Source organism: Rhodococcus sp. NPDC056743 (genome assembly GCF_042790355.1).
Classification (GTDB): domain Bacteria; phylum Actinomycetota; class Actinomycetes; order Mycobacteriales; family Mycobacteriaceae; genus Rhodococcus_F.
The window spans coordinates 253,748-277,169 of sequence record NZ_JBHTZI010000011.1 but is presented as its reverse complement, the minus strand read 5'-3'; the positions used below and the strand labels follow the sequence as shown (position 1 = coordinate 277,169).

Genomic DNA, 23,422 nt, shown 5'->3' with positions numbered 1-23,422 from the left:
TTAACAAAGGCGCACAGCAGGTTTACGCCAGAACCTCTCGCGTGGCCGTGACCAGGCGTTCCAGCCAGGCATCCGTGCCGACGGCGCGGCGCAGCGGTTCGTTGGGCAATTCGATGCTGACCGGCAGACCGGCAGGCAAAGTCGACCAGATGTCGGCTAGGGCGATGCCTCCGGTGCCGGGCACCAGACGCTCCTCGCGGGCGTGACGGATCAGTTCTGCGTCGTCCTCGGGAGTGGGCGTCGAACCGTCGCACATCTGGGCGTAGTGCAACCATTCGCGCGGGATCGACTCGAGATCCTCGAGCGTTGTTGCCGAGCGGTCGGTGTGCAATGCGTCGACGAGAACGCTTCGAGCGGGACCGTCTGCGGCCGAGACGATCTCGATCGCGGCCCGCGCATCGGGCACAGCGGTCCACGGCATGAACTCGAGGGAGGCGACGATGCCGTAGTTCGCGCACAGTTCCGCGAGGCGGGCATAGGAGTCCGTGAGACGAACGCGGTCGCGGTCGTCGCCGCCGACCAGAACGGCCTTGGCGCCGAGCTGTGCTCCCGCCTCGAGGAGCGGAACGTAGTCGGCGGGATCGAAGTCGGCTGCAAGACGGATGATTTCGAGATCGAATACCTCGACCGGTGAATCATCCAGTCGACGCACCAGTTCGTTCAACCCCTGCTTGTCCTCGTGCAGGGGGTAAGCAGTAGTACCCGGTGCCGCGGGCATCAACCGGATGCCGATGGTGTCGAAGCCGTGCTTTTCGGCCAAGTCGACGTGCTGCATCGGCGCGGTATCGAGCACGGTGAGGGCTGCCAGCCCGAGTAAGAGTGTCATACGTGCGCTCCAACTGTCTTGGCGCCGGCCAGTTCCCGGCCGGCCAGGTAACCGAACGTCATGGCCGGGCCGAGGTTGATGCCGCCGGACGGGTAGTGCCCACCCATCACGCTGGCCTGATCGACGCCGACAGCGAGCAGTCCTTCGATGGGGCGGTCGTTGTCGTCGAGCACCTGCGACGACGAGTCGGTGACCAGTCCGGCGAAGGTGCCGAAGCTACCCGGTACAACTTTCACCGCGTAGTACGGGCCTTTCTGCAGGGGTGCCAGCGACGGGTTCGGCCAGGGATTGGCGGTATCACCGGATCCTCGGTTGAACGGTGTTGTGCCGCGACCGAACTCGGGGTCTTCGCCACTGCGGGCTCCGGTGTTGAAGGTCGAGACGGTCTTCTCCAACTGCGCCGGATCAACACCGATCTTCTCGGCCAGTTCCCGAACCGTGCGCCCACGTGTGAGGTATCCCGAGCGTAGGTACGGCTGGATCGGGATCGGCAGTGGCTTCGCCATACCGAGTGGGAGGTAGCGCACGTACTGCTGATCGGCGATCAACCACGAGCACACCTCTTCGCCCTCGGGAACCTGCTCGACCATCGCGAGCGTGTAGTCGTGGTAGCCGAGTGCTTCGTTGACAAACCGCTTGCCGTCGGCGAGAACTCCGATGACACCGGGCTTTCCGCGGTCCAGAATGTGCGGGAATACACCTTCCTTGCCGTTGCGGTAACGAACGATGGAGACGGGGCAGTACGCGACGGGGGAGGCGAGCGTGCGGTCGAGTCGTCCGCCCACGGATTCGCCGAGGGTGATGCCGTCGCCGGTGGTTGTCTTCGGGGTGAGTGACCAGTGCTCGTTGCCGGTGGGGGTGCGCGGGAACAGTTCACGTCGGCGGTCGATGTCCTGTGCAAAGCCGCCCGTTGCAAGAACGACACCGCGATTGGCAGTCACCGAGTACGCGCCGTCCGGACCTTCGAGGCGGACGCCGACAACGCGGCCGTCGTCATCGGTCTGCAACGCGGTCGCGGACGTGTTCACCCGAAACTCGACGCCCAGATCGAGGGCTGAACGCAGCATCATGCCGACCAGGGCGGTACCGTTGACGAGTTGCTGACCACGACGCTTGGTGGCGAGGTCGAACATGTGCTTGGTGACACGTACACCGCAGTGCACAAAGGCTTTCGGTGACCGAGTCGAGTGCAGGAACGCCTGCAAGTCGGGTCCGGCCATGATGCCCATTCCGAGGAATGACGTCTCGTACAACTGTCGACGCAGTAGCGCCGCAACATCTGGTCCGAGCTTTCGCAGACTCACCGGTTTCGGTCCGACGGACCGGTGACCGGTGCCGGCACCCGGTGTGTCGCCGTGAATGTCGGCGATCTTGGTTCCGGGAACGAACTTCAGTGCGGTCTTGCGTTCGAAGAACTCGACCATCTCCGGTGCGCCGTCGAGGAGTGCATCCACTTTGGCGGCGTCGAAGTTGTCGCCGAGTCGGTTCTCCAGGTAGGTACGGGGAGCGGATCGATCTTCGACAACCCCGTCGGCGATGGCAAACATGTTGCGCGGAGTCCACATCCACCCGCCCGACCATGCCGTTGCGCCGCCGCAGGTGTCGGCCTTCTCGACCACGAGGACGGACGCGCCGCCATCTGCTGCGGCAATTGCTGTGGAAAGCCCGCCTGCGCCGGAGCCCACGACAACCACGTCGTAGGTGAGGGGGGAACTGCTGCTCATTTCTGCTCCTTGGCAGTTGTTGCGAGGGTCGGCGTCGACGACAGTTCGACAACCTTCCCGGTTCGTGACGATTCGTAGATTGCGGCGATGATGGCAAGCGACGCGCGGGCGTCGCGTCCGGTGACGGCGGGTTCGCGCCCGGTCAGGACGGCGTCGGCGAAGTCCTGCACCTGCAATGTGTGGAAGTCGGTCAGTGCCGCATTGACCGCGCCCACATCAAGATTCGCGTCGACGTCCGCGGAGTACGGCGACTGGAACTCCACTTCGCCCGGCACGGTCCAGATTTCGTTGACACCCTCGTGTCCTTCGGGAAACTCGAGGACACTGGCGATGGCACCGGAGCGCCCGATCACCGTGACGCGGTTACCCAGGTTGTGATTGGCACCCGTTGTTGCAGTAACGGTTGCGGTACCACCTGAGGCAAATGAAATCACAGCCGACGCGCTGTCCTCCGTCTCGATGTGGTCACCGTGAGTATGGGTGCGGATGAAGCCACTGACCGAGACGGCTTCGCCCATGAACCAGGCCAGCATGTCGATCTGGTGCACGGCCTGAGTCATGAGGACACCGCCGCCGTCGGTGTCCCACCGTCCACGCCACGCGTCGGCGGAGTAGTAGTGCGGCGGGCGATGCAGAATCACTGACGCCTCACCGAGCGTGGGTAGTCCGATCCGGCCGTCGTCGATGGCGTCGCGGATACGACGCGCTGCCGGCCAGAAGCGGCGTTGGAAGAGGACTCCGAAGGTGATACCGGCTCGATCCGCGGCCTCGATCATGCGGTCGGCCGCAGCAACATCCACCGCGATGGGCTTCTCGCACAACACATGAACACCAGCTTCGGCAGCGGCCACGACAACCTCTTCGTGTACCGGGTGCGGCGTGCAGACAGTGCAGGCGTCGAGGCCGAGAGCAAGCAGTTCGTCAACGGAACGTACAGCTGTGGGAATCTCGTGGAGTGCCGCGAATTCCTGGGCGCGTCCGAGATCGGGGTCGCAGCAGCCGATTACCTCGACGCCGGGTACTTGTTGCAGGGCTCGGGCATGGTTGCCGGCGATCTTGCCACAGCCGACGATTCCGACTTTCAACGTCATCAGAAATGTTCCTCTGCTTCGACGTCCCGAGCGGCGGACTCGCCGCGATCGAGACTGTTCAGTGCGGCGACGTCCTCGGCGGTGAGTGTCACGTCGAGAGCCGCCAGATTCTCGGCCTGGCGCGTCGGATTTGCGGACCGCGCGACCGGGACCACGCCCTGCGCGACATGCCACGCGAGGACAACCTGCGCTGGGGCGCAACCCATTCGACCGGCGATATCGCCGACAACGGCATTGTCGAGTACGTCGCCCCGGCCGAGCGGGCTCCACGACTGGGTGAAGATGCCGAGCTCGTCGTTCGCGCGGCGCACCGGGATTCGCGCGAGCGACGGGTCCATCTGAATCTGGTTGACGGCCGGCGCCTCACCGGCTTCAGTGACGAGCCGGCGTAGATGGTGCTCCAGGAAGTTCGACACACCGACGTACCGAACCAGTCCGGCGTCGCGGCAGGCCAGCATGGACTCGAACGACGCGACATAGCGATCGATTCGCGGAAGCGGCCAGTGAATCAGGAAGAGATCCAGCTGGTCGAGCCCCAGTCGCTCCAGGCTCTGCTCGAGGGCTCCCCGGATGTCGCCGGAAACCTGGTCGTTGCCACGAAGTTTGGTGGTGACGAACATTTCTTCTCGAGGAAGTTCGGACTCAGCTAGCGCTACACCGACAGCGTCCTCGTTGCCGTAGATCGCGGCGGTGTCGATGAGCCGGTATCCAGCCTCGATGCCGGAAAGAACGGACTTCGTGGCGTCGGCGCCCACCAGGGGCCAGGTTCCAAGTCCGATGGGCGGCAGCGCGGTTGTGATCGGCGCGGTCATGCGTGAACCTCCTGACGGGCCGCAGCGGCGGCGGTGATCGTGACGGCGACATCGGCTGCGGTCACGAGTGCGGCATGAATGGAACCGCCGTCTCCGCTCGCATCGCCGACAGTATGGACACCGAGTCGCGGTGCCAGTGAACGTAGTTGGGCCAGATGTTCCGAGCGCGGCTCGACGCCCTGCGAGATCAGCAGTTCGCCGGGAGCGTCGACCTCACTCAGCACACCGCCAGTCGAGATCGTGACACGGTCGGCGGCGACCTTGGTGACGATCGAGCTCAGGTAGGTGGTGAGGTTCTCACTTGCGGCCAGGCGCGGCAGGAGCACGATCTTGCCGCGTCGTCCGACGTCGTGCGCGATCGTTTCCTGGGGGCCGATCATCACGACCCGCGTGCCCTTCTGGAGGAGATCGTCGGCGACAGCGGCAGCCTCGCGGTCGGCTCCGAAAATGGTGACAGCGGCGGGGGCAGGATCTCCGGAAACGAGGAACTCACGGACGTCGCGGACGGTTCGTGTCTGCGCGCCCGGAAGCTCCGTTGCGGGGCCGTGCCCACCGGCAGCAAGAACGATCGCGTCGAAGTTGTTGCCTGAGAGCAGCGCTGCGTCAGCTCTGGTCGAGGTGTGGCACTGCACCCCGAGTTCAGCCAGTTCGGCGAGGTACCAGTCCACGATCCGCCCGTATTCGGGGTATTCGTGCAGCGCCGACGCCAAAGCGAAGTCGCCACCGAGACTGGGGCGTTCGTCGTACAGGTCGACGTGATGGCCGGCAAGTGCGAGGTCACGGGCAGCAGCCATTCCGGAGGGTCCGGCGCCGATGACGGCAACCCGCGCAGTGGCATCAGCAGGCTTAGTGGGCTGATCCAATTCACGTCCGACCCAGGGGTTCACCGAGCACGGGATCGGTCCGGCGGCCAGGCTGTCGATGCAGTAGTTGCACGCGATGCACGGACGGTAGCGCCCGCCGTCGATGGCGCGATTCGGGAAGTCCGGATCAGCGTGGAGAGTGCGAGCCATGCTGACGAAGTTCGCCTGCCCGGATTCGATGATCTGCGCAGCGATTTCAGGTGACGTGATGCGGCCGGCTACTCCCACCGGGATGTGGAAGTCGCGCTGGTACTGCTCGGAGTACGGCGCGAGGAGGCCACGCGACCATTCGCCGGGTTGGATGATCCACTGTCCCGCTTCGTAGTTGCCTGCGGAGACGTCGAGGAAATCGAGTCGGTCCGTGTCGATGGCGTCGATCCGGGCACGGGTCGCCTCGGCATCGAGTCCACCTTCGACGCCCTCGAAAGCTGAGAATCGAAGTCCGAGAGTAATTCCCGGAGCATGCTCGTGTACCGCAGCGATGACTCTGTTGACGAAGAGAGTGGGATCCGCCCATTCGTCGTCGCGGTGATTGTAAGCCGGGGAGAGGAACTGGTGGATCAGATACCCGTGTCCGCCATGCAGGGAGATCACGTCGACTCCGGCCTTCTGGCACCGTGCAGCAGCCTCACCGAAGCACTCGATGATGTGCTCGATGTCGTCGCCGTCGAGTTGTTCGGGCATCTCGCCGCCGACAACCAAACACGGAATCGGAGTCGGGGCAACGGGAACAAAGCCGCTGACCGAACCCTGAGCCGTGCGGCCACCGTGGTTCAGTTCGACTCCGACGAGCGCACCGTGCGCGTGGATCGCGTCGACCATCTTCTTGATGCCGGGAATTCGTTCGTCGACGTCGACGCCCATCTGCCGGATGCGGCCCTTGCCGTCGGCGCGCACATAACTTGCCTCGGTGAAGATCAGTGCTGCACCACCTTCGGCGCGCCGGGCGAGGTACGCGATGTACTCGTCCGTCATGGTTCCGTTGACTTCGCAGTAATTGCGTTCCATCGGAGCAGATACGAATCGGTTCCGGAGCCGTACCTTGCCCATGTCGAGAGGTTCGGCAAACGGCTGGGTTGCGTTCATGAGTGCTCCTGGAGCATTTCGCGAGAGTGTGTATTCGACTGTGCTCATGCGCTTGCCATTTCGGAAAGCATCTCGCTCAAGTGGTGTCGCATCCGATCCGTATCCGCTTCGACTCCGGTCAGGAGGGTGAAGGTGTCGGAGGCTTGCGCCACCAGCATCTGACCACCGTCGAGCACCTGGCATCCGAGAGCGAGTGCAGCGTCGAGCAATTCTGTGCGCATCGGCCGGTAGACGATGTCGGCAACCCACAAACCGGAGTGGAGCGCAGCGGGATCGAAGGGGGTTCCCGGGTGGCCGACCATACCGATCGGAGAGGCATTGACGACGCCGTCGCTTGTCGCCAGATTGTCGGCGATCTCACCGATTGTCAAAGCAGTTGTGCGCGTGGCGGGGAATGCGGAGGCGACGCGCGCACACACGTCGGCCGCGCGTTCGGCGTCGACGTCGGCGATGCGGAGATCCGTCGTACCGGCCGCGGCCAGTGCGTACGCCACTGCCGAACCCGCTCCACCGGCGCCGGGGAGGACAACTCGATCCAAGGCGGCGTCGGGCAGACCGCGCCTTAGTGCGGTGAGGAATCCGCTGTGATCGGTGTTGTGGCCGATCAGACGGCCGTTCTCGACGACAACCGTATTGACGGCACCGAGCAGTCGGGCATTGTCCGACAGCTCGTCGAGGGCGTCCACGACAACCTGCTTGCACGGGTGCGTGATGTTCAGCCCGGTGAAGCCGCCGGTGACGGCTGCGCGTACCAACTCGCCGGTCTTCTCGACCGAGACGTTCCTTGCCTCGAGGTCGATCAGTTCGTAGCTGTAGGCGGCGAGACCGAGTGCTGCCGCTTCGTGAGAGTGCAGCGCCGGCGAGAGCGAGGTGGTGATTCCCGCGCCGACAAGGCCGATCCGGTGCGTGGTGGATTCGGTAGGCATGACATTTCTCCTGCATAAGTGGGGACGGCCCCTCGCGGCGCGAGTCAGCGCGAGGGGCCGGTCCGGTCAAGCGTTGTTGCTGGTGAGCTCGGGGTCTTGCTTGGTGAGCGACGTCGATTTCGGTTCGCCGAGTTCCGCTGTCGGCGTCCGGTAGGTTTCCGGGCCGCACATGGCAGCGATGGCGGAGACGACGGCAAAGCCGAGGCACATCCACGCGACTGGCGTCCAGTTGCTCTTGTCGCCCGCGGAAAGCGCCTGGGCGATTGCCGGTGTGAAGCCGGCGACGAGAAGGCCGAGCATGAGGCTTACGGCCATACCGGTGTAGCGAACCTTGGCGGGGAACTGTTCCGGGAAATACGCTGGGTATGTCCCGTTGGGCATGGCGTAGAAGATGCCGATCATGACGATGCCCGAAGCGAAAACCATAGGAACGCTTTGGGTTCCGATCGAATGGAAGAAGACGAAGACCATCAGGCCGGCACCGATCGCGCCGATGACGAAGATGGGCTTGCGGCCGTAGCGATCGGAGAGAATGCCGAACAGCGGCTGGGTAAGTACTGCAACGAAGTTGGCGGTGGCAATTGCCCACAGCATCGTCGAGCGTTCGAAACCGGATTCGACGGCGTAGGCCAGGGCAAAGACGTTGACGATGGTGTTGATCATCGCGAACGTCGAGCTCATGCTGATGCGAATTACGGTGCGCCAGTGCGAGCGGAACATTTCGACGACGGGAATCCCGGCGGTGTTGTCCTGTTCCTTCAGCTCTTCGAATACCTCCGGCTCGTCGAGGGCGCGTCGTAGCCAGAGTGCAACGACGGTCACGATGATGCTGAGCCAGAAGGGAACTCGCCAACCCCACGAGTAGAGGTCTTCGTCGGGCAGGCTTGCCACGGGGATGAATACCAAGCTCGAGATGACGATGCCGAACATGATGCCGCTCATGGTGAACGACGTGAAGAACGAACGGCGATGATCCGGTGAGTGTTCGAGCGTCAGCGCCGACGAGCCGGGTGATTCACCGCCGGCGGACAGACCTTGGAGTAAGCGAAGCAAGACGAGGACGATCGGTGCTGCGATGCCGATCTGGTCGTACGTCGGCAGGCAGCCCACGACGATGGTCGCGACACCCATGAGCAGGAGGCACGCGAGGAGTGCGTTCTTGCGGCCGTAACGGTCACCGAGGTGTCCCCACAACACTGCGCCGAGCGGGCGGGCGACGTAGGCGACGCCCAGCGTGCTGATGGAGAGCAGCGTCGCTGTGGAGCCGCCGCCGGGGAAAAAGATCTTGGGAAACACCAGTGCGGCGGCAGAGCCGTAGATGAAGAAGTCGTAGTACTCGAGTGTGCTGCCGAGAAAACCCGACACTGCGGCTCGCCGAGCGTTGGAGTTCGGTTTTTCGTCGGTCCCGGTGGTGGAAGCTGCGGGGGTAGGCGGAGGCGCCATGGGTAGTCCTTTCGTCCCGATTGGCCGACGGTGGTGGCACGTTTTGTGATGCGCCACGCATCGGTGACGTCCCTCACCTTTCGGCGGCGCAGACGACGATGCCATGAAGGACTATGGCGCGTCCAACACTAAATGAGTCTCAGATAATGACGAATTACGTCTTAATCTCGGGGGTGGGGAGGATTTCCTCCGACGTGGCGAGTGCAACGGCGAGGGCGTCGGTCATGCGGCGGGGTGACCAGGCGATTCCATGGTTCATGTAGGTCGGCTCGCCGGTGAGCGGAACGAAGACGCTACCGGGAGGGGTGATGCCCGCCATTCCCGACGGCATCAAGGCGACGCCGACACCTGCAGCGACGAGCATCAGGATCATGTAGGGGTCGGTGATTTCCTGAACCACGCGCGGGCGGAAGTTGGCATTCATGCAGGCCCGCATCGCAGTCTCCTGCAGGGCGGAACCGGCAGCCATGGGCGTGGTGACAAATCCGTCGTCGGCCAGTTCACGCAGGTCGATTTCCGTCTCGGCAGCCAGTCGGTGATCGATCGGCAGTACGACGCCAAAGGCTTCACGACGGATCAGGCGAGTGGACAACGGCGCCGCAGCCACCGGCAGGCCGACAAACGCCAAATCCAGTGCTCCGCTCTCGAGTTGTGTCACTGCGTCGCGGGTCATGATGCGGCCGAGGAGCGTCAATTCGACCTCGGGGTATCGCTGGCGCAAGGCTCGCGTCAATGGTGGCAACGCCTGGTGGTTGAGCACGCCCGTGAAACCGATTGCCACCCGGCCGTAGACGCCGCCGGTTGACGCGCGGGTGGCTTGACGGGCGGTTTCCATGTTTTCGAGAACCCGATAAGCGTGTGGCAGGAAAGCATGTCCACCGGAGGTGAGCGCGACGGTGCGGGTGCTGCGCTCGAACAGTTGCACGCCGATGTTCTTCTCGAGTTTGCGAATCATCTGACTCAGCGGCGACTGAGCCATCTGCAGCCGTGACGCGGCCCGGCCGAAATGTAACTCTTCCGCGACCGCGACAAACGCGTGCAACCAGCGAATTTCCATCGATGTGTCCTTCGTTGATGTCGACTGTTGATTTTGACGACTCTGCCCGACGCCATATATTCAAAAATCGTACACAGTGTGACGCAGATTATATCTATTCGCAGCTTAAATTGAGTGCCGAGCGCACATGATCTCCGGGAGATGAGACTGATGCAGAGCTATCCAGAGGGCGCCGTTGCGCTGATTACCGGCGGCGCCAGCGGAATTGGTGCAGCCTGTTCGAAACTGTTGTCCGACAATGGTGTTCGAACCATCACGGCTGACATTGCAGAGGGGGCCGACGAGCGCCTCGACGTGACAGATGCTGCCGCAGTCGACGATTTGCGCGCGCGCATCGGCAAGGTCGACATCGTGATCAACAGTGCCGGCATCGTGGGACCGTCGGCGCCGCTGGTCGATGTCTCGCTCGCCGACTGGCAGCGGACGTTCCGGATCAACGTGGACGGAACCTTCCTCATGTGCCGTGCCTTCGTTCCCGGCATGGTCGCGTCAGGGTGGGGGCGCGTGGTGAATCTGGCGAGCATTGCCGCAAAAGACGGTAACCCAAACCAGAGCGCGTACTCCGCGTCGAAGGCGGCCGTCATCGCACTCACGAAGTCGCTGGGTAAGGAGATCGCGACCACCGGCGTGCTGGTCAACGCCGTGGCTCCGGCGGCCGTCGAAAGTCCGATGAATGAGGGCACGGATCCCGCGATTCTCGCTCGCTCGCAGAGTTTGACGCCGATGTCACGGATGGGTACGTCGGACGAAATTGCCGAACTGATCGGCTGGTTGTCCTCGACTGCCGTGAGTTACTCGACCGGTGCGGTGTACGACGCCAGTGGAGGACGCGCAACGTACTAGTGTCCAGGTGAGATAACCAGGCATGAAGGCGAGGGGGACGTCGAATGGCAGGGGAACGTCTGTGGCCTGTTGCAGATCGCGCGACGCGTGTGTTCTGGCGCGGAGTCGGCCGCAAAATCGACCTGTCCGAAGACGCGTGGTTACAAGCGCCGACAGCGGTACGCGGTCCGGTGGAAGACAGCTGGATCCCCATCGAAGCGTTGCGCATCGGTGGCACCGTTGTTGCGCAAGCGTCAGTCGAGGGTCTCGTGCCCTGCATGGACACATTGGCGGGGCCGGAATTTGATCCGTCACGATTGACGCCGTCCATCCGTGACTTCTACGAGCGAACCTCGACATGGCGAATGCAGGCGTGGACACAATGGTCGCCGGGATTTGCGCCATGGGGATCGCTGGTCGAGCGGTTTTACGGCCGGCGCGTGCAGCAACTTGCGCTGCCCGTAAACCCGATGTCAGTTGCGTATGGCGTCGACAGTTCGATAACGCGCGTACTGGATGCAGACGGCTTGCATGCGGGTTCGGCCTGGCTGCGAACACTGCGAAAGTCAGGTGACTACCTCTTCAGCGGGTACTACCGAATCACGTTGCTGCCAAACAGTGCTCAGCCCTGCGTTCACGTCACCTTCCCCCTGGAATCCGGGAATGTTCAGGTGTTCCTGCGTCCCGAAGTCTGCGACGACGGTTCCCTGTTGCTGACCTCGGGGCCGGGAGCGTTCGGGGACGTCGGAGCGTATGTCACCGTGGTGGAGGGTGGAAAAGTCTACGCAGCCAGAGTTCCGATCCACGAGCGGTTCCACGTGTTCGAGGACTCTGAAGGGGTGCTGCGCACCGATCATGAATTGCGTCTGTGGCGAGCGCGGGCCATGGCCTTGCATTATCGGATGGATCCTCGTTAGTTGGGGTCAGGCAGTGCGAGTAACGCGCCTACGAGTGACTTCGAATTTGATCAATGCTGATGGCTGTAAACACTATTCGGCCGAATGTGCCCGATATGTCTCTTGATTCGAATGGATGTTCGAGTATACTTAGGCCAAGGGTGGGGAGGCCTTGATGACTACTGTTTTCGATTCTATTGCGGTGGGGGATGTTGTAGCCGGTTCGGCTGTGGGTGTGCGTGGCAGGTTGTGGCGGTTGCAGCCGGCGGAGGTTCGTGACGTGGCCGTCGCTGCGTCTGCGGAAATTCTTCGGTTGGAAGCGATTCGAGTTGCCGCGGTCGACGAGCTGGCACTGAATCCAGACGAGCAGGTGCTCTGTTACCGCGGTGTGGGCCGGTGGTTGGCAGCGAATACGATGCTGCAGACCTCGGCCGGCAACAAGATCGCCGCTCTCGGTGCCGCACTGCGGACATTTCCCGATATTGCTGCGCAGTTCGAGGCGGGTGACCTGTCGTTCGATCATGCGGCGTTGATTGCCGCGTTCTGCGAGTCCCCACCAAAAGGGATGCCAGAGAGTGCTTTACCGCACTGTATCGCAACGCTTCTCGCCGCCGCATTCGGAGTGGAAGCGACCACCACGAAGCTGCGGTATGCGATTGCAGTTTTGGAGCGGATTTTCGAATCCGACGAACCTCCGCCCGGTGAGGATGACGATCTGAATGCGTTACGTATCGCGCCGACATTGAATGGTCGGGTCGTCATCAAGGGCGATTTCGACGCACTCACCGGCGAGATGTTGTTATCGGCGCTGTCGGGTCTGTCGATGCCGAAACCGGCTGCGGACGGGACCCCGGATGCGCGGTCGGCAGCCAAACGCACCGCCGACGCGTTCACGGAGTTGATCCGCCGGTATCTGGACAACGCTGTCACCGGCATTGACGGTGGTCAGCGTCCGCATGTGAATGTGCACATCACCGCGAAAGACCTTGCCGAGCATCGGGAATGCGCCACCATGCGAGCCGAGGGTGATGACGCGCCTGATCTGGATGACGAGTCTGTGTTCGAGGATCTCGATGTCGGGTACATGCCGTGGATGGGACCGCTCAGCGTCAGTAAAACTCGGATGCTCGCGTGCGATTGCATGCTCTCGACCGTCTTGATGGACGGTAACGGCGCACCCCTCGATGCGACACCGCTCAAGCGCCTCGTCACAGCTGAGCAACGTATCGCGTTGATCGCCCGGGACAAAGGTTGCGCCTTCCCGAACTGTGATGCCGTTCCGGCTTGGTGCGACGCGCACCATATGAAACCGTGGTCAACGGGCGGTGTGACGGTGATGGACAACCTCGTGTTGCTCTGCCGGAGCCACCACACGTTGATTCACAGCACCAGCGGGTTCCGCGGTATCTGGGAAATCAAAATGGGCGATGATCGCAAACCCTGGTTCATCCCACCAGTAGCGATCGACCCGAAACAACGCCGCCGACGCTCCACCACCCGCCAAGGCCCCGTCCACCGGGACTGAATCCGGCTGCGCCGGAACTACATACCGTGTGGAAGCTTCGCATCACCAGCCAGCCGATGCGAAGCTCACACGCATGCGAAGGTTCAAAGGTCAGCTCTCGGGCCTACGTGCTGATCACACGAACGGCTGACGATTCATTTCCCGCGTGGCAGTGTAGACACGTGGCAGTGTAGACACAGGGATCCTGTCCGCGGATAGTGAGGAAGCGCAGTGACTGACTCGGATCGCCCACTCGGCGATGTCTATGTAGAGCGCGAGGGTGGCGTCACCACCATCGTCCTGAACCGTGCGGACAGAAAGAATGCCGTCGACGGACCGATGGCCGCGCAGTTGCGTGACGCATTTCTGGATTTCGAGGCTGATGATGCGGCGCAGGTCGCAATACTTTGGGGCGCTGGTGGAACATTCTGTGCCGGAGCCGATCTGACGGCCGTGAATGATCCGTCGCGCTTGCATGAGTTGGACCCGGAAGGTGGCGGTACGGGGCCGATGGGCCCCAGTCGGCTGGCGCTGTCGAAACCGCTGATCGCCGCTGTCAGTGGATATGCCGTAGCTGGCGGGCTGGAATTGTCCTTGCTGGCAGATCTGCGCGTCTGTGAGGAGGACGCCGTTTTCGGTGTCTTCTGTAGGCGCTGGGGTGTTCCCTTGATCGACGGTGGAACCGTGCGCTTGCCGCGCATCGTGGGGCAGGGGCGCGCACTCGACATGATTCTGACGGGACGACCCGTCGATGCTCAGGAAGCGCTCTCGTTCGGTCTGGTGAATCGTGTTGTTCCGGTAAGTGAATCCTTGGCTGCAGCGAAGGAATTGGCGCAGCAGCTCACAACGTTTCCGCAGTTGTGCATGCTGGCAGATCGGGTATCGGCGTACCGGTCCTTCGACCTTCCGCTCACGGAAGCGCTGCGAGCGGAAGGCGCCGCGGGTTGTCCGATTGTCGCGGCGGAAGGTGCGCGTGGAGCCGCGGCATTCGCCGCCGGCGAGGGTCGCCACGGACGGTTCGAGAACGACCCTCAGCAGTAAGTGCGGTGCAATTCTCAGGTGAGGCGTTCGAACACGGCAGCCAAGCCTTGGCCGCCGCCGATGCACATGGTTTCGAGGCCGTAGCGGGCTTCCCGGCGATCCATTTCGCGCAGCAGAGTCGCAAGGATCCGCCCGCCGGTTGCACCGACGGGATGGCCTAGCGAGATTCCGGAACCGTTGGGGTTGATTCGGGAGTCGTCGGCTTCGAGTTTCCACGTACGCAGAACTGCAAGTGCCTGCGCGGCGAAGGCTTCGTTGAGTTCGATGACGTCCATGTCTGCCAAGGTGAGGCCGAGACGCCCAAGTGCCTTCTCCGACGCCGGAACCGGGCCGATGCCCATGGTGCGGGGAGGGACGCCGGCAACACTCCAACTGGCAAGGCGGGCAAGGGGACGCAGTCCGAGCGCCTTGGCCTTCTCTGCCGTCGTGACAATGGCGAGCGCCGCGCCGTCGTTCTGGCCGCTGGCATTGCCGGCGGTGACGGTGGCATCGGGATCGAGCTTGCCGCGCATGGGGCGAAGGCGTGCAAGGGATTCCATCGAGGTATCGGCGCGCGGGTGCTCGTCGGTATCGACGAGGAGCGCGTCACCCTTGCGCTGGGGAACGGAGACCGGAACGATTTCCTGCGCGAAGACGCCATTTTTCTGTGCCGCGACTGCGCGCTGGTGGGATTGCACTGCCAGTGCGTCTTGATCTTCGCGGCTGATGGAGAATTCGGCTCGCAGGTTCTCGGCGGTTTCGATCATGCCGCCGGGAACGGGGAAGTCGCGGCCGCCGGCGGTGACGCGGGCGCGGGCGAGGCGGTCGCTGAGTGCGACGGCTTCTCCTTTGACGCCCCAACGCATTCCGGTGGCGTAGAACTCGGCTTGGCTCATGGATTCGGCGCCGCCGGCGAGAACCAGATCGCTGCCACCGGACTGGACCTGCATGACTGCTTGGATGATTGCCTGTAATCCGGAGCCGCAGCGGCGGTCCACCTGCATGCCGGGGACGTCGATACCGAGTCCGGCGTTGAGCGCGGCGATGCGTCCGATGGCCGGGGCCTCACCGTTCGGGGATGCCTGACCCAGGATCACGTCGTCGACGTCGGAACCGGAAATGCCGGTGCGCGAGACGAGTTCGGTTATCAGGGTCGAGGCGAGGTCCTCCGGTGCGATGTCGCGGAAGACACCGCCGAAGCGGCCTACCGGTGTGCGGAGCGGTTCACAGATGACAACGTCAGGCATGAGTTCTTCCTTGGTGTGTGCTCGATCAGCGTGTAGCGGCCGAGTGATTGTTCGAGGATTGAGTGCGGCCGAGATCGGCGGAAATCGCGTCAGCGGTGGTAATTGCAGCCGGAACAAGTTCAGCGAGAACCGCTTCCGTGCTGTAGCGCGCAGCCTGAGTGGAAATATTCACCGCGGCAACCACGTCGCCGTTGGCATCGCGAATCGGTGCTGCGAGTGATCGCAACCCTTCTTCGAGTTCCTGATCGACCACCGAGTAGCCGTCGGCGCGAATCTTGTCGAGTTCAGCCCGCAGTTCTTCGGGAGTGGAGATGGTCTTGCCGGTGAGGCGGGAGAAGGAGACTCGGGACAGGTACTGATCGAGCGCGTCGTCTGGCAGACCGGCGAGTAGTACCCGTCCCATGGACGTGGCATAGGCCGGGAAGCGAGTGCCGATGGTGATCGAGACCGTCATGATGCGGCTGACCGGTACGCGGGCCACGTACACGACGTCGTCGCCGTCGAGGATGGAGACCGAGGTGGATTCCCGGACCTTGGCGGACAGTGCCTCCAGATGCGGTCCCGCGAGCTCGGGCAGCGACAGGCTGGACAGGTAGCTGTACCCGAGTTCGAGAACGCGTGGCGTCAGCCAGAACACCGAACCATCCGTACGTACGTATTGGAGTTCGACGAGAGTGAGCAGGAACCGACGCGCTGTCGCGCGCGTGAGGTCGGTGTGCCGCGCGACTTCACTGAGCGTGCGCCGGGGATGCTCGCCGTCAAATGCCTTGATGACGGACAACCCGCGGGCCAGCGACTGCACGTAGTCGGGTGACGGCCCCGGCGACTGGTCGCTGTTGGTTTCGCTCATGGTGTCGTGTTCTCCTCGGGCTTCGGCGTGAGGTCTGCGAGTGCCTGCTTACCCAGCGCAAAAGCCTGATTGCTGTTCGGCACACCCGCATAGACCGCGGTATGGAGAAATACTTCCACGAGTTGATCCGGATCCATCCCGCCGCGCAGTGCGGCGCGGATATGCATGTCGAGTTCGTGTTCGTTGCCGACTGCGGTGAGTATGGCGAGAGTCAGCAGCCTGCGGGTGTGGTGATCGAGTCCGGGACGTGACCAGATGTCGCCCCAGGCAGTGCGAGTGATGAAATCCTGGAACGGCGCGGTGAAGTCGGTGGCGCCGGCAATGGACCGATCGACGTGAGCGTCGCCGAGAACCTGACGACGGACGGTCATCCCTGCCTCTACCGCGGCACTGCGCTGAGCATTGGCCGGTGTGTGCGAGGAAATATGCGCCGCAAGCAGTTTGGTGACGCGTCCGGCCTGCTCGACACTCGCGAGGTGCGCTCCGGGATCGACGACGTGCATCACGGAATCGGCGATACCATCGGCGATCGCTGCCAGGGTGGCCGGGGGAGTCGCCGGATCCTGCTCACCCGCGATGAGGAGCGTCGGAGCGACGATACGGGCGAGGTCGGCGCGGCCGTCCCACACCGCGAGTGCTTCGCAGCAGGCCGCGTATCCCTCGTCCGGTGTTGCCTCGACCATCGCGACATGCCGTGCAACAAGTTCCGGATCGCTTTCGGCAAGTCCGGGTGTGAACCAGCGTCCGACAACTGCCGCAGCGATAGAGGCAATACCGTCGGTGCGGACAGTCTGCGCTCGTTCGATCCACGGCTGGGTCGGGGCAAACTGCGAGGACGTGCACAGCAACGCCAGGGTGTGGACGCGAGTGGGATGGTGCGCCGCGATCCACTGGCTGACGGCACCACCGAGGGAGAGACCGACCAGATGAACAGACTCGAGTTCGAGGGAATCGAGCAGGGCGACGACGTCTCCGGCCAGGTCCGCGACGGTGTACGGGCCGGCGGGCACCGGGGATTTACCGTGACCACGGTGATCGACGGCGATGACGCGGTAGCGGTTCGACAGCGCATGAATCTGCGGCGCCCACATCGACAGGTCGGATCCCAGCGAACCGAGGAAAACGACGGCGGGAGCGTCGGGATTGCCGGTCTGGTGAAAGTTGAGCTCGACGCTCATCGTGGTCCTCCTGTTGGGCGTTCGGCGAGGGCCCGATCGACCAGGTCGGTGGCGTGGCCCAGATAGTGTGCTGGATCGAGAAGTTCGGTGAGTTCGGCCGCGGTCAGGTGTTCGGTGATGGCGGGATCGTGGTCCAGTCGCGTACCGGAAGCGGCTGCGGCAGTGACGATGTCACGAGCGCGATCGGTATGCGCCGAGAGCGCCTTCGTGACCCGTTCGGCAAGAATCAAGCCGCCGGTGATGTCGAGGTTGTGTGCCATCGAATCGGTGTGCACCTGTAGCCCGGCAAGACTGACCGACAATTGATGTGCCGCTCCGCCGGCCAGACGTAGGAGATCGGTGACGGTTTCCCACTCCGCATGCCAGGGACCGGCTGCCCGCGCGAACTCGTGATCCATGTTGGACAGGGCCGTGGCCACGAGTGCGGGAACACGCCGTGCCGCAGCGCGGGCCGTGATGGCGGCAACCGGATTCTGCTTGTGCGGCATGGCTGACGAGCCGCCTGGAGTTTTCTCGGCGACTTCAGACAGTTCCGTCGACGCCATGACGGTGATGTCTGTGGCCGGTTTGGACACGGCACCGGCGACGATACCGAGGGTGGTCGACAATTCGGCGATGGTCACGCGATCGGTGTGCCACGGAACAACTTGTCGAGCCAACCCGAGTTCGTCGGCAAACGCGTCGGCGAGCGCAAGACCATCCGGGTACGAGGCCGCGAGCGTGCCTGCGGCACCGCCGAACTGGACGGGCAACGTCGACAGCACGACGTCGAGCCGGATTGCAGCGGCGTCGAGCGCGGTGAACCAGCTGGCCGCCAGTAGTCCGAAAGTGGTGGGAAGTGCTTGTTGCCCCAGCGTTCTCGCCACCATCGGCGTCGAGCGATGAAGGCGGGCGAGATGAGCTGCAGAGTCTGCCGCCCGGGTCAGGTCGGCAAGCACAACCGACCCTGCACGCCGCGTCAGCAGCATCAGCGCGCAATCCATGATGTCCTGGCTGGTGGCGCCCGGGTGAACAACGTTGCCGGGTACGCCGTCTTGCGCGACTCGTTCACGCAGGATCTTCACGAGTGGGATGACCGGATTGCCGCCCGCCGCTGATGCGCGACCCAGCGCGACGATGTCGAGCCCACCAGGCTTGGACAACTCGGCGGCAGCGGCCGCCACAGCGGCGCACTGGGTACCGTCCGCCAACCCGATCGTGGCTGCCGCACAGCTCAGTGCAGCTTCCACGTCGAGCAACGCAGTCACCCAGGCCTGGTCTGACAGATGCTCGGATACCGGGGTGGCACCGAACACCGGATCGAACAGCGCGCCGCGAGTGGACATGTGTACTCCTCTTTACAGCTCGAAGAAGGGCGTCTCGACGCCGTGTGCGTCTTCGTCCTGAACATAGACCGTCCAGGAGTACCCATCGTCGACCTTGGTTGCAACCAACTTCGCGCGTTCGGTTTCGGTGAGCGAACTCAGAACCGGATCGGTGGTGTGCGCGTCTGCATCTTCCGGGAAGTACAACCGAGTGACCAGACGATCGAGCATGCCGCGGGCGAAAATCGAGACGTTGACATGGGGTGCTTCGTCGATTTCGGTTTCGGTGGGAAGCGCGCCGGGCTTGACGGTGTGAATCAGGGCTGTTCCGGTGGAATCGGCTGCGCTGCGGGCAAACCCACGAAATCCGGCCGGGGTGAGGCTCACTGCGCCGCGGGGATCGTCCGGATGATTGAACCGCCCGAGCGTATCGGCCTGCCACGTCTCGATCATCGCGTCGGCTACCGGCGTGCGATTGCCGTCGATCACCGTGATGGTGAGCGTGATTCGGCCGGGAGCGTCGGAAGCAGCCGCGTCGGGCCCGTCCGTCCAGGGGAGGCCGATGTGCCAGTACGGCCCGACGGTTTGCGAAGGTGTGACTCCGAAGGACGCCGAGGTGAAATCACCGGGGACGACCTCATAGGTAGGTGCGGGCTTCGCGGTCTGATCAGTCATCGTGGTCTTCCTCGTTCTCGAATACGGAGGCATTACGGCCGCGCAGGACGATGTCGAAGCGGAACCCGAGAGCCCAGTTGGGGACCGTGGCGTCGTAGTCGAAGACGCTGACCATGCGATGACGGGCCTCTTCGGGCACCGCGTTGTAGATCGGATCCTGGAAGAACATCGGGTCGTCAGGGAAGTACATCTGCGTTACCAGGCGCTGCGTGAATGCCGTGCCGAACAACGAGAAGTGGATGTGGGCCGGTCGCCACGCGTTGTCGTGGTTCATCCACGGGTAGGCGCCGGGCTTGATGGTGGTGAACGAGTAGTGGCCGTCGGCGTCCGTCACACAGCGGCCGAGGCCGTTGAAGAACGGGTCGAGCGGAGCCGGCCAGTTGTCGCCCGTGTGGCGGTAGCGACCGCCGGCGTTGGCCTGCCACACCTCGAGCAGGGTGTGAGGGACCGGCTTGCCGTCGCCGTCGAGGACACGGCCGTGCACCACGATGCGCTGTCCCTGTGCTTCACCGCCGTTGGCGATGGTCAGATCGTTCTCACCTGCGCCGACGCGGTCTTCACCGAAAACCGGCCCGGTCAATTCCGTGAGGCGCTGGGGGAGCAGCTTCAGGGGTTGCTTGGGGTGACGGAGGGAGGTGGTCTTGTAGTCCGCGAAATCAGCCGGGGCGTTGACGCCGGTCGGCCGCTGGTACCTCGGCGGTAAATGCAGCATGGGGAACCTCGTCGTTCGTGTGTTCGCAATACGTACTTGGGTTCACAATACGCACACTTTATGTATTTGTCGTCAATATACCGGCCAAGCCATTTTCGCTAGTGCACTCAATTGTCTCTGGTTAGCAGATGCTCGCTCTCCCCTAAGGGGGGAATCGGTCGAGGGATTGAGATCAGGGGTGACGCGAACTGGCGGTTGACATCAAGGCTTCCTGAAAGCAGAATAACTTTCTGTACATCAGAAAACTATCGAAATGAGGCTTCTCATGCATGACGCGGATGACGTTATTGCGAACGTCCGAAGAGGCATGCTCCCTGCGCACATCTACAACGACGCAGAGGTCTTCGAGGCCGAAAAGGAGCGACTGTTCAGCCGCGCATGGATGTTCGTTGCGCACGAGTCGGAGTTGCCGCAGGTCGGCGACTACGTCGTACGCCGCGTTATGGAGAACTCGTTCATCGTCAGCCGTGACCAATCCGGCGAGATTCACGCGATGTTCAACATGTGCCTGCACCGCGGTATGCAGGTGTGCCGCGCCGAGCAGGGCAATGCCTCGCACTTCCGCTGCCCCTACCATGGCTGGTCCTACAAGAACGACGGCCGCATTGTCGGCATGCCGTTCCACAAGGAGGCCTACGGCGGGGAGGAAGGCTTCGCGCGCAAGGGTCAGCGACTGCTGCCGGCGCCCAGCCTGGGTATCTACAACGGGCTGATCTTCGTGTCGATGGACCCGAACGCGGAGCCGCTCGAGGACTTCCTCGGCGACTTCAAGTTCTACCTCGACTACTACACGAAGCAGAGCGCCAGCGGCGTCGAGATCCGTGGACCGCAGCGCTGGCGAGTCAAGGCAAACTGGAAGATCGGCGCCGAGAACTTCGCCGGCGACATGTACCACACGCCGCAGACCCACACGAGCGTCGTCGAGATCGGCCTGTTCCGCGAGCCGAAGGCGGAGAAGCGCAAGGATGGCAACACATACTGGGCCGGCAAGGGTGGCGGCACCACGTACAAGCTGCCCCCGGGAACCTTCGAAGAGAAGATGAGCTACGTCGGCTACCCCGACGAGATGATCGAGCGCATGAAGGAGCAGTGGTCACAGGAGCAGGTCGACGTCATCGGACGTGACGGCTTCATGATCTCGGCCGCCTCGGTGTTCCCGAACATCAGCCTGGTCCACAACTGGCCGAAGGTCGCTGAGGGCGACGATGTCCTGCCCTTCATCTCCATCCGGCAGTGGCAGCCGATCAGCGCCGACGAGACCGAGGTTCTCTCGTGGTTCGTCGTCGACAAGGAAGCCCCGGAGGAGTTCAAGAAGCTCTCCTACAAGGCCTACCTGATGTGCTTCGGCTCCAGCGGCATGTTCGAACAGGACGACGTCGAGAACTGGGTCTCCCTGACCAACACGGCCGGCGGCTCGATGGCTCGTCGACTGCTGCTCAACGGCCGCATGGGCATGCTGCACGACGACAGCCCCGTCGTACAGCCGCTGACCGAGGAAGAGTTCTGCGGTCCCGGCGTCGCACACGTCGGCTACGGCGAATACAACCAGCGGCACCTGCTCAACGAGTGGGCCGACTATCTGGAGAAGCCGGCACCGGTCACGGAGAACATCCAGGTTGGCGCTCCCCAGGTTGACGGTGAGTGCAGCAGTGAGACGGCAGCGCAGTGCAGCAGCGAGAAGGTGGAAGCGTAACCATGAGCACCTACATCCCCATCGACTCCGCGAGTTCGCCTCTCGGACAGGATGCGTCGAAGACCGCGGCCGTGGGTTCGTCGCTGGCGTTCGACGACCAGCGGCACCTGACGGCGTACCGCTGGCTCGTGGAGGAGGCTTACATCCTCGACCGGCAGGACTACGACGCCTGGCTCGATACCCTTGCCGAGGACATCCACTACTTCATGCCGATCCGCGTCACCACCGCGCTGGGTACCGGCTACGACACGGCCAAGGACATGGCGCACTTCGACGAGGACAAGTACTCGTTGAATCGCCGCGTCGCACGCTTCGACACCGGCCACGCGTGGGCCGAGGATCCCCCGTCTCGCCTGCGTCACCACTTGTCCAACGTCCGTACCTTCGCGACGGAGAACGAGAACGAGCTCGTCGTCGAGTCGGCAGTCCTGTTGTTCCGCAGTCGCGGCGATGTGCTGGAGCCCTCGCTGCTCTCGGTTGGTCGCGTCGACCTGCTGCGTCTCGAGGACGGCGTCTGGCGTCTGGCTCGCCGGCACATCGCTGCCGACGAGTCCGTGCTGCGCATGCAGAACCTGGCGGTGTTCCTGTGAAGCTCACCTGGGAGGGTGAGGCCGAGGACGCAGCAGCGGCAGCCCGGGCGACTTCCCGGCTCGGCGTGCTGCAGGACCAGCGCGACGGTGAGACCATCGTCGTCGCCAACGAGTTCGCCGATATGCGAATCTCGAAGGTCCACACCCGCAATGGTGTTCGGCTGCTCATCGAATCGCCGAAGTCCGGCCAGTGGATCACGCTCGACGCTCTCGAACTCGAGGCGCTGACGTGGCAGAACGAGACGACGCTGTCCGCGATGGTCGGCAAGCCGTTCCAGTCGCTCCTCGAGACGGAGGATGCTTCGTGACCGGCTGGCTCGACGGTAAGCGTGCGCTTGTCGTCGGGGCCGGCTCGGGCATCGGGCGCGGCGTGGTCGACGCCTTCCTTGCCGAGGGTGCCGGTGTCGGCGTCCTCGAGCTCGACGCGGCAAAGTGTGAGGCTCTCGCGGCCGAGCACCCCGAAGTCGAGGTTGTACAGGGCGACGCCACCAAGGCTTCCGCGAACCAGGCTGCAGTCGCTGCCGTCGTGGATCGCTTTGGCGGCCTGGACATTCTGGTGAACTGCGTCGGTGTCTTCGACTTCTATCGCAAGCTCGAGAGCATCGACGCCGACATGTTGGATCAGGCGTTCGATGAGATGTTCGCCATCAACGTCAAGTCGCACCTGCACAGCGTCAAGGCTGCGACACCCGCGCTGCGTGAGTCGGGCGGCTCCATCGTGCTCACCGAGTCCACGTCGGCCTACTACCCGGGCCGCGGCGGAACCCTGTATGTCGCATCCAAATTCGCGGTCCGCGGATTGGTCACCACCCTCGCGTACGAGCTGGCACCGGACATCCGCGTCAACGGCGTCGCACCCGGCGGAACCCTGGGCACCGATCTGAGCGGGCTCGCGACGCTGGGTCTGACGGAGAACCGGCTCGACGGACCGGATCGGGCGAAGGAACTTGCCGGCCGCAACCCATTGGGAGTTGCACTCTCCGGCATCGATCACGCGTGGAGTTACGTATTCCTCGCTTCCGACCGATCACGTGGCATTTCCGGCCGCGTTGTCCACTCGGATGGCGGCATGGGTATCAAAGTTTAAGAGTCGCACTACGCGA

General features: G+C 63.4%; 22 protein-coding genes. 8 read left to right on the top strand and 14 right to left on the bottom strand.

Annotated elements, in window-relative coordinates; translation table 11 throughout:
- Positions 1-22: 22 nt before the first annotated feature.
- The 8 genes from ACFRFQ_RS25650 to ACFRFQ_RS25615 form a co-directional block, all read right to left on the bottom strand.
- A complete protein-coding gene (locus tag ACFRFQ_RS25650) occupies positions 23-826 on the bottom strand; it encodes a sugar phosphate isomerase/epimerase family protein (RefSeq protein WP_378664033.1) in 804 nt (267 codons plus the stop codon).
- Complete coding sequence (locus tag ACFRFQ_RS25645; RefSeq protein ID WP_378664030.1) at positions 823-2,550, bottom strand: FAD-dependent oxidoreductase; 1,728 nt, start codon at positions 2,548-2,550, stop codon at positions 823-825. The genes ACFRFQ_RS25650 and ACFRFQ_RS25645 overlap by 4 nt, the downstream gene beginning before the upstream one ends.
- Positions 2,547-3,641 carry a Gfo/Idh/MocA family protein gene (locus tag ACFRFQ_RS25640; protein ID WP_378664027.1) on the bottom strand — a complete coding sequence of 365 codons (1,095 nt, stop codon included), beginning with the start codon at positions 3,639-3,641 and terminating at the stop codon, positions 2,547-2,549. Before ACFRFQ_RS25640 ends, ACFRFQ_RS25645 begins: the two co-directional genes overlap by 4 nt.
- The gene (locus ACFRFQ_RS25635; protein ID WP_378664025.1) at positions 3,641-4,453 is read right to left on the bottom strand and encodes an aldo/keto reductase; all 813 of its coding nucleotides are present in this window, start codon (positions 4,451-4,453) and stop codon (positions 3,641-3,643) included. The genes ACFRFQ_RS25640 and ACFRFQ_RS25635 overlap by 1 nt, the downstream gene beginning before the upstream one ends.
- Complete coding sequence (locus tag ACFRFQ_RS25630) at positions 4,450-6,402, bottom strand: FAD-dependent oxidoreductase (RefSeq protein WP_378664022.1); 1,953 nt, start codon at positions 6,400-6,402, stop codon at positions 4,450-4,452. The genes ACFRFQ_RS25635 and ACFRFQ_RS25630 overlap by 4 nt, the downstream gene beginning before the upstream one ends.
- Positions 6,403-6,446: 44 nt before the next feature.
- A complete protein-coding gene (locus ACFRFQ_RS25625; RefSeq protein ID WP_378664019.1) occupies positions 6,447-7,328 on the bottom strand; it encodes a shikimate dehydrogenase in 882 nt (293 codons plus the stop codon).
- Between the two features lie 66 nt (positions 7,329-7,394).
- On the bottom strand, positions 7,395-8,771 hold the full coding sequence (locus ACFRFQ_RS25620; protein ID WP_378664016.1) for an MFS transporter: 1,377 nt from the start codon (positions 8,769-8,771) through the stop codon (positions 7,395-7,397).
- Positions 8,772-8,925: 154 nt separating this feature from the next.
- Positions 8,926-9,828: a LysR family transcriptional regulator gene (locus tag ACFRFQ_RS25615; RefSeq protein WP_378664013.1), complete on the bottom strand. Its 903-nt coding sequence runs from the start codon at positions 9,826-9,828 to the stop codon at positions 8,926-8,928.
- 150 nt (positions 9,829-9,978) lie between these two features.
- On the opposite strand from ACFRFQ_RS25615, the gene ACFRFQ_RS25610 reads away from it, so the two are divergent.
- The 4 genes from ACFRFQ_RS25610 to ACFRFQ_RS25595 all read left to right on the top strand — a co-directional run bounded on the left by ACFRFQ_RS25610 (position 9,979) and on the right by ACFRFQ_RS25595 (position 14,091).
- Positions 9,979-10,671, top strand: coding sequence for an SDR family NAD(P)-dependent oxidoreductase (locus ACFRFQ_RS25610; protein WP_378664011.1), 693 nt, complete (start codon positions 9,979-9,981; stop codon positions 10,669-10,671).
- Positions 10,672-10,715: 44 nt separating this feature from the next.
- Entirely contained in the window at positions 10,716-11,567 is an 852-nt protein-coding gene (locus ACFRFQ_RS25605; protein ID WP_378664008.1) for a hypothetical protein, read from the top strand.
- A 154-nt stretch (positions 11,568-11,721) separates the two neighbouring features.
- Complete coding sequence (locus ACFRFQ_RS25600; protein ID WP_378664005.1) at positions 11,722-13,071, top strand: DUF222 domain-containing protein; 1,350 nt, start codon at positions 11,722-11,724, stop codon at positions 13,069-13,071.
- 210 nt (positions 13,072-13,281) lie between these two features.
- Entirely contained in the window at positions 13,282-14,091 is an 810-nt protein-coding gene (locus tag ACFRFQ_RS25595) for a crotonase/enoyl-CoA hydratase family protein (protein WP_378664003.1), read from the top strand.
- Positions 14,092-14,105: 14 nt separating this feature from the next.
- Here ACFRFQ_RS25595 and ACFRFQ_RS25590 read toward each other — a convergent pair whose 3' ends face one another.
- From ACFRFQ_RS25590 to pcaH, 6 genes are read right to left on the bottom strand one after another with little or no spacing between them, the layout of a single operon-like run.
- Complete coding sequence (locus ACFRFQ_RS25590; RefSeq protein ID WP_378664000.1) at positions 14,106-15,317, bottom strand: acetyl-CoA C-acetyltransferase; 1,212 nt, start codon at positions 15,315-15,317, stop codon at positions 14,106-14,108.
- Positions 15,318-15,342: 25 nt separating this feature from the next.
- A complete protein-coding gene (locus tag ACFRFQ_RS25585) occupies positions 15,343-16,167 on the bottom strand; it encodes an IclR family transcriptional regulator (RefSeq protein WP_378663997.1) in 825 nt (274 codons plus the stop codon).
- On the bottom strand, positions 16,164-17,345 hold the full coding sequence (gene pcaD, locus ACFRFQ_RS25580) for a 3-oxoadipate enol-lactonase (protein ID WP_378663994.1): 1,182 nt from the start codon (positions 17,343-17,345) through the stop codon (positions 16,164-16,166). The genes ACFRFQ_RS25585 and pcaD overlap by 4 nt, the downstream gene beginning before the upstream one ends.
- Complete coding sequence (pcaB, locus tag ACFRFQ_RS25575) at positions 17,342-18,670, bottom strand: 3-carboxy-cis,cis-muconate cycloisomerase (protein ID WP_378663991.1); 1,329 nt, start codon at positions 18,668-18,670, stop codon at positions 17,342-17,344. Before pcaB ends, pcaD begins: the two co-directional genes overlap by 4 nt.
- 12 nt (positions 18,671-18,682) lie before the next feature.
- A complete protein-coding gene (gene pcaG, locus ACFRFQ_RS25570) occupies positions 18,683-19,324 on the bottom strand; it encodes a protocatechuate 3,4-dioxygenase subunit alpha (RefSeq protein WP_378663988.1) in 642 nt (213 codons plus the stop codon).
- The gene (gene pcaH, locus ACFRFQ_RS25565; protein ID WP_378663986.1) at positions 19,317-20,036 is read right to left on the bottom strand and encodes a protocatechuate 3,4-dioxygenase subunit beta; all 720 of its coding nucleotides are present in this window, start codon (positions 20,034-20,036) and stop codon (positions 19,317-19,319) included. Before pcaH ends, pcaG begins: the two co-directional genes overlap by 8 nt.
- 265 nt (positions 20,037-20,301) lie before the next feature.
- On the opposite strand from pcaH, the gene ACFRFQ_RS25560 reads away from it, so the two are divergent.
- Genes ACFRFQ_RS25560 through hcaB form a run of 4 tightly spaced genes read left to right on the top strand, consistent with a single transcriptional unit; the run spans position 20,302 to position 23,406 of the window.
- Entirely contained in the window at positions 20,302-21,729 is a 1,428-nt protein-coding gene (locus tag ACFRFQ_RS25560; RefSeq protein WP_378663983.1) for an aromatic ring-hydroxylating dioxygenase subunit alpha, read from the top strand.
- A 2-nt stretch (positions 21,730-21,731) separates the two neighbouring features.
- Complete coding sequence (locus tag ACFRFQ_RS25555) at positions 21,732-22,319, top strand: 3-phenylpropionate/cinnamic acid dioxygenase subunit beta (RefSeq protein ID WP_378663980.1); 588 nt, start codon at positions 21,732-21,734, stop codon at positions 22,317-22,319.
- On the top strand, positions 22,316-22,627 hold the full coding sequence (locus tag ACFRFQ_RS25550; protein ID WP_378663977.1) for a hypothetical protein: 312 nt from the start codon (positions 22,316-22,318) through the stop codon (positions 22,625-22,627). Before ACFRFQ_RS25555 ends, ACFRFQ_RS25550 begins: the two co-directional genes overlap by 4 nt.
- The gene (gene hcaB / locus ACFRFQ_RS25545; RefSeq protein WP_378663974.1) at positions 22,624-23,406 is read left to right on the top strand and encodes a 3-(cis-5,6-dihydroxycyclohexa-1,3-dien-1-yl)propanoate dehydrogenase; all 783 of its coding nucleotides are present in this window, start codon (positions 22,624-22,626) and stop codon (positions 23,404-23,406) included. Before ACFRFQ_RS25550 ends, hcaB begins: the two co-directional genes overlap by 4 nt.
- Positions 23,407-23,422: the final 16 nt, after the last annotated feature.

What these genes read in the sequence shown, in the direction of transcription:
- ACFRFQ_RS25625 (WP_378664019.1), bottom strand. Translation starts at nt 7,328, where the DNA reads ATGCCTACCGAATCCACCACGCACCGGATCGGCCTTGTCGGCGCGGGA.
- pcaH (WP_378663986.1), bottom strand. Translation starts at nt 20,036, where the DNA reads ATGCTGCATTTACCGCCGAGGTACCAGCGGCCGACCGGCGTCAACGCC.
- ACFRFQ_RS25560 (WP_378663983.1), top strand. Translation starts at nt 20,302, where the DNA reads ATGCATGACGCGGATGACGTTATTGCGAACGTCCGAAGAGGCATGCTC.
- ACFRFQ_RS25590 (WP_378664000.1), bottom strand. Translation starts at nt 15,317, where the DNA reads ATGCCTGACGTTGTCATCTGTGAACCGCTCCGCACACCGGTAGGCCGC.
- ACFRFQ_RS25650 (WP_378664033.1), bottom strand. Translation starts at nt 826, where the DNA reads ATGACACTCTTACTCGGGCTGGCAGCCCTCACCGTGCTCGATACCGCG.
- pcaG (WP_378663988.1), bottom strand. Translation starts at nt 19,324, where the DNA reads ATGACTGATCAGACCGCGAAGCCCGCACCTACCTATGAGGTCGTCCCC.
- ACFRFQ_RS25645 (WP_378664030.1), bottom strand. Translation starts at nt 2,550, where the DNA reads ATGAGCAGCAGTTCCCCCCTCACCTACGACGTGGTTGTCGTGGGCTCC.
- ACFRFQ_RS25640 (WP_378664027.1), bottom strand. Translation starts at nt 3,641, where the DNA reads ATGACGTTGAAAGTCGGAATCGTCGGCTGTGGCAAGATCGCCGGCAAC.
- pcaD (WP_378663994.1), bottom strand. Translation starts at nt 17,345, where the DNA reads ATGAGCGTCGAGCTCAACTTTCACCAGACCGGCAATCCCGACGCTCCC.
- ACFRFQ_RS25555 (WP_378663980.1), top strand. Translation starts at nt 21,732, where the DNA reads ATGAGCACCTACATCCCCATCGACTCCGCGAGTTCGCCTCTCGGACAG.
- ACFRFQ_RS25585 (WP_378663997.1), bottom strand. Translation starts at nt 16,167, where the DNA reads ATGAGCGAAACCAACAGCGACCAGTCGCCGGGGCCGTCACCCGACTAC.
- ACFRFQ_RS25610 (WP_378664011.1), top strand. Translation starts at nt 9,979, where the DNA reads ATGCAGAGCTATCCAGAGGGCGCCGTTGCGCTGATTACCGGCGGCGCC.
- ACFRFQ_RS25615 (WP_378664013.1), bottom strand. Translation starts at nt 9,828, where the DNA reads ATGGAAATTCGCTGGTTGCACGCGTTTGTCGCGGTCGCGGAAGAGTTA.
- ACFRFQ_RS25635 (WP_378664025.1), bottom strand. Translation starts at nt 4,453, where the DNA reads ATGACCGCGCCGATCACAACCGCGCTGCCGCCCATCGGACTTGGAACC.
- ACFRFQ_RS25620 (WP_378664016.1), bottom strand. Translation starts at nt 8,771, where the DNA reads ATGGCGCCTCCGCCTACCCCCGCAGCTTCCACCACCGGGACCGACGAA.
- ACFRFQ_RS25630 (WP_378664022.1), bottom strand. Translation starts at nt 6,402, where the DNA reads ATGAACGCAACCCAGCCGTTTGCCGAACCTCTCGACATGGGCAAGGTA.
- ACFRFQ_RS25605 (WP_378664008.1), top strand. Translation starts at nt 10,716, where the DNA reads ATGGCAGGGGAACGTCTGTGGCCTGTTGCAGATCGCGCGACGCGTGTG.
- pcaB (WP_378663991.1), bottom strand. Translation starts at nt 18,670, where the DNA reads ATGTCCACTCGCGGCGCGCTGTTCGATCCGGTGTTCGGTGCCACCCCG.
- ACFRFQ_RS25600 (WP_378664005.1), top strand. Translation starts at nt 11,722, where the DNA reads ATGACTACTGTTTTCGATTCTATTGCGGTGGGGGATGTTGTAGCCGGT.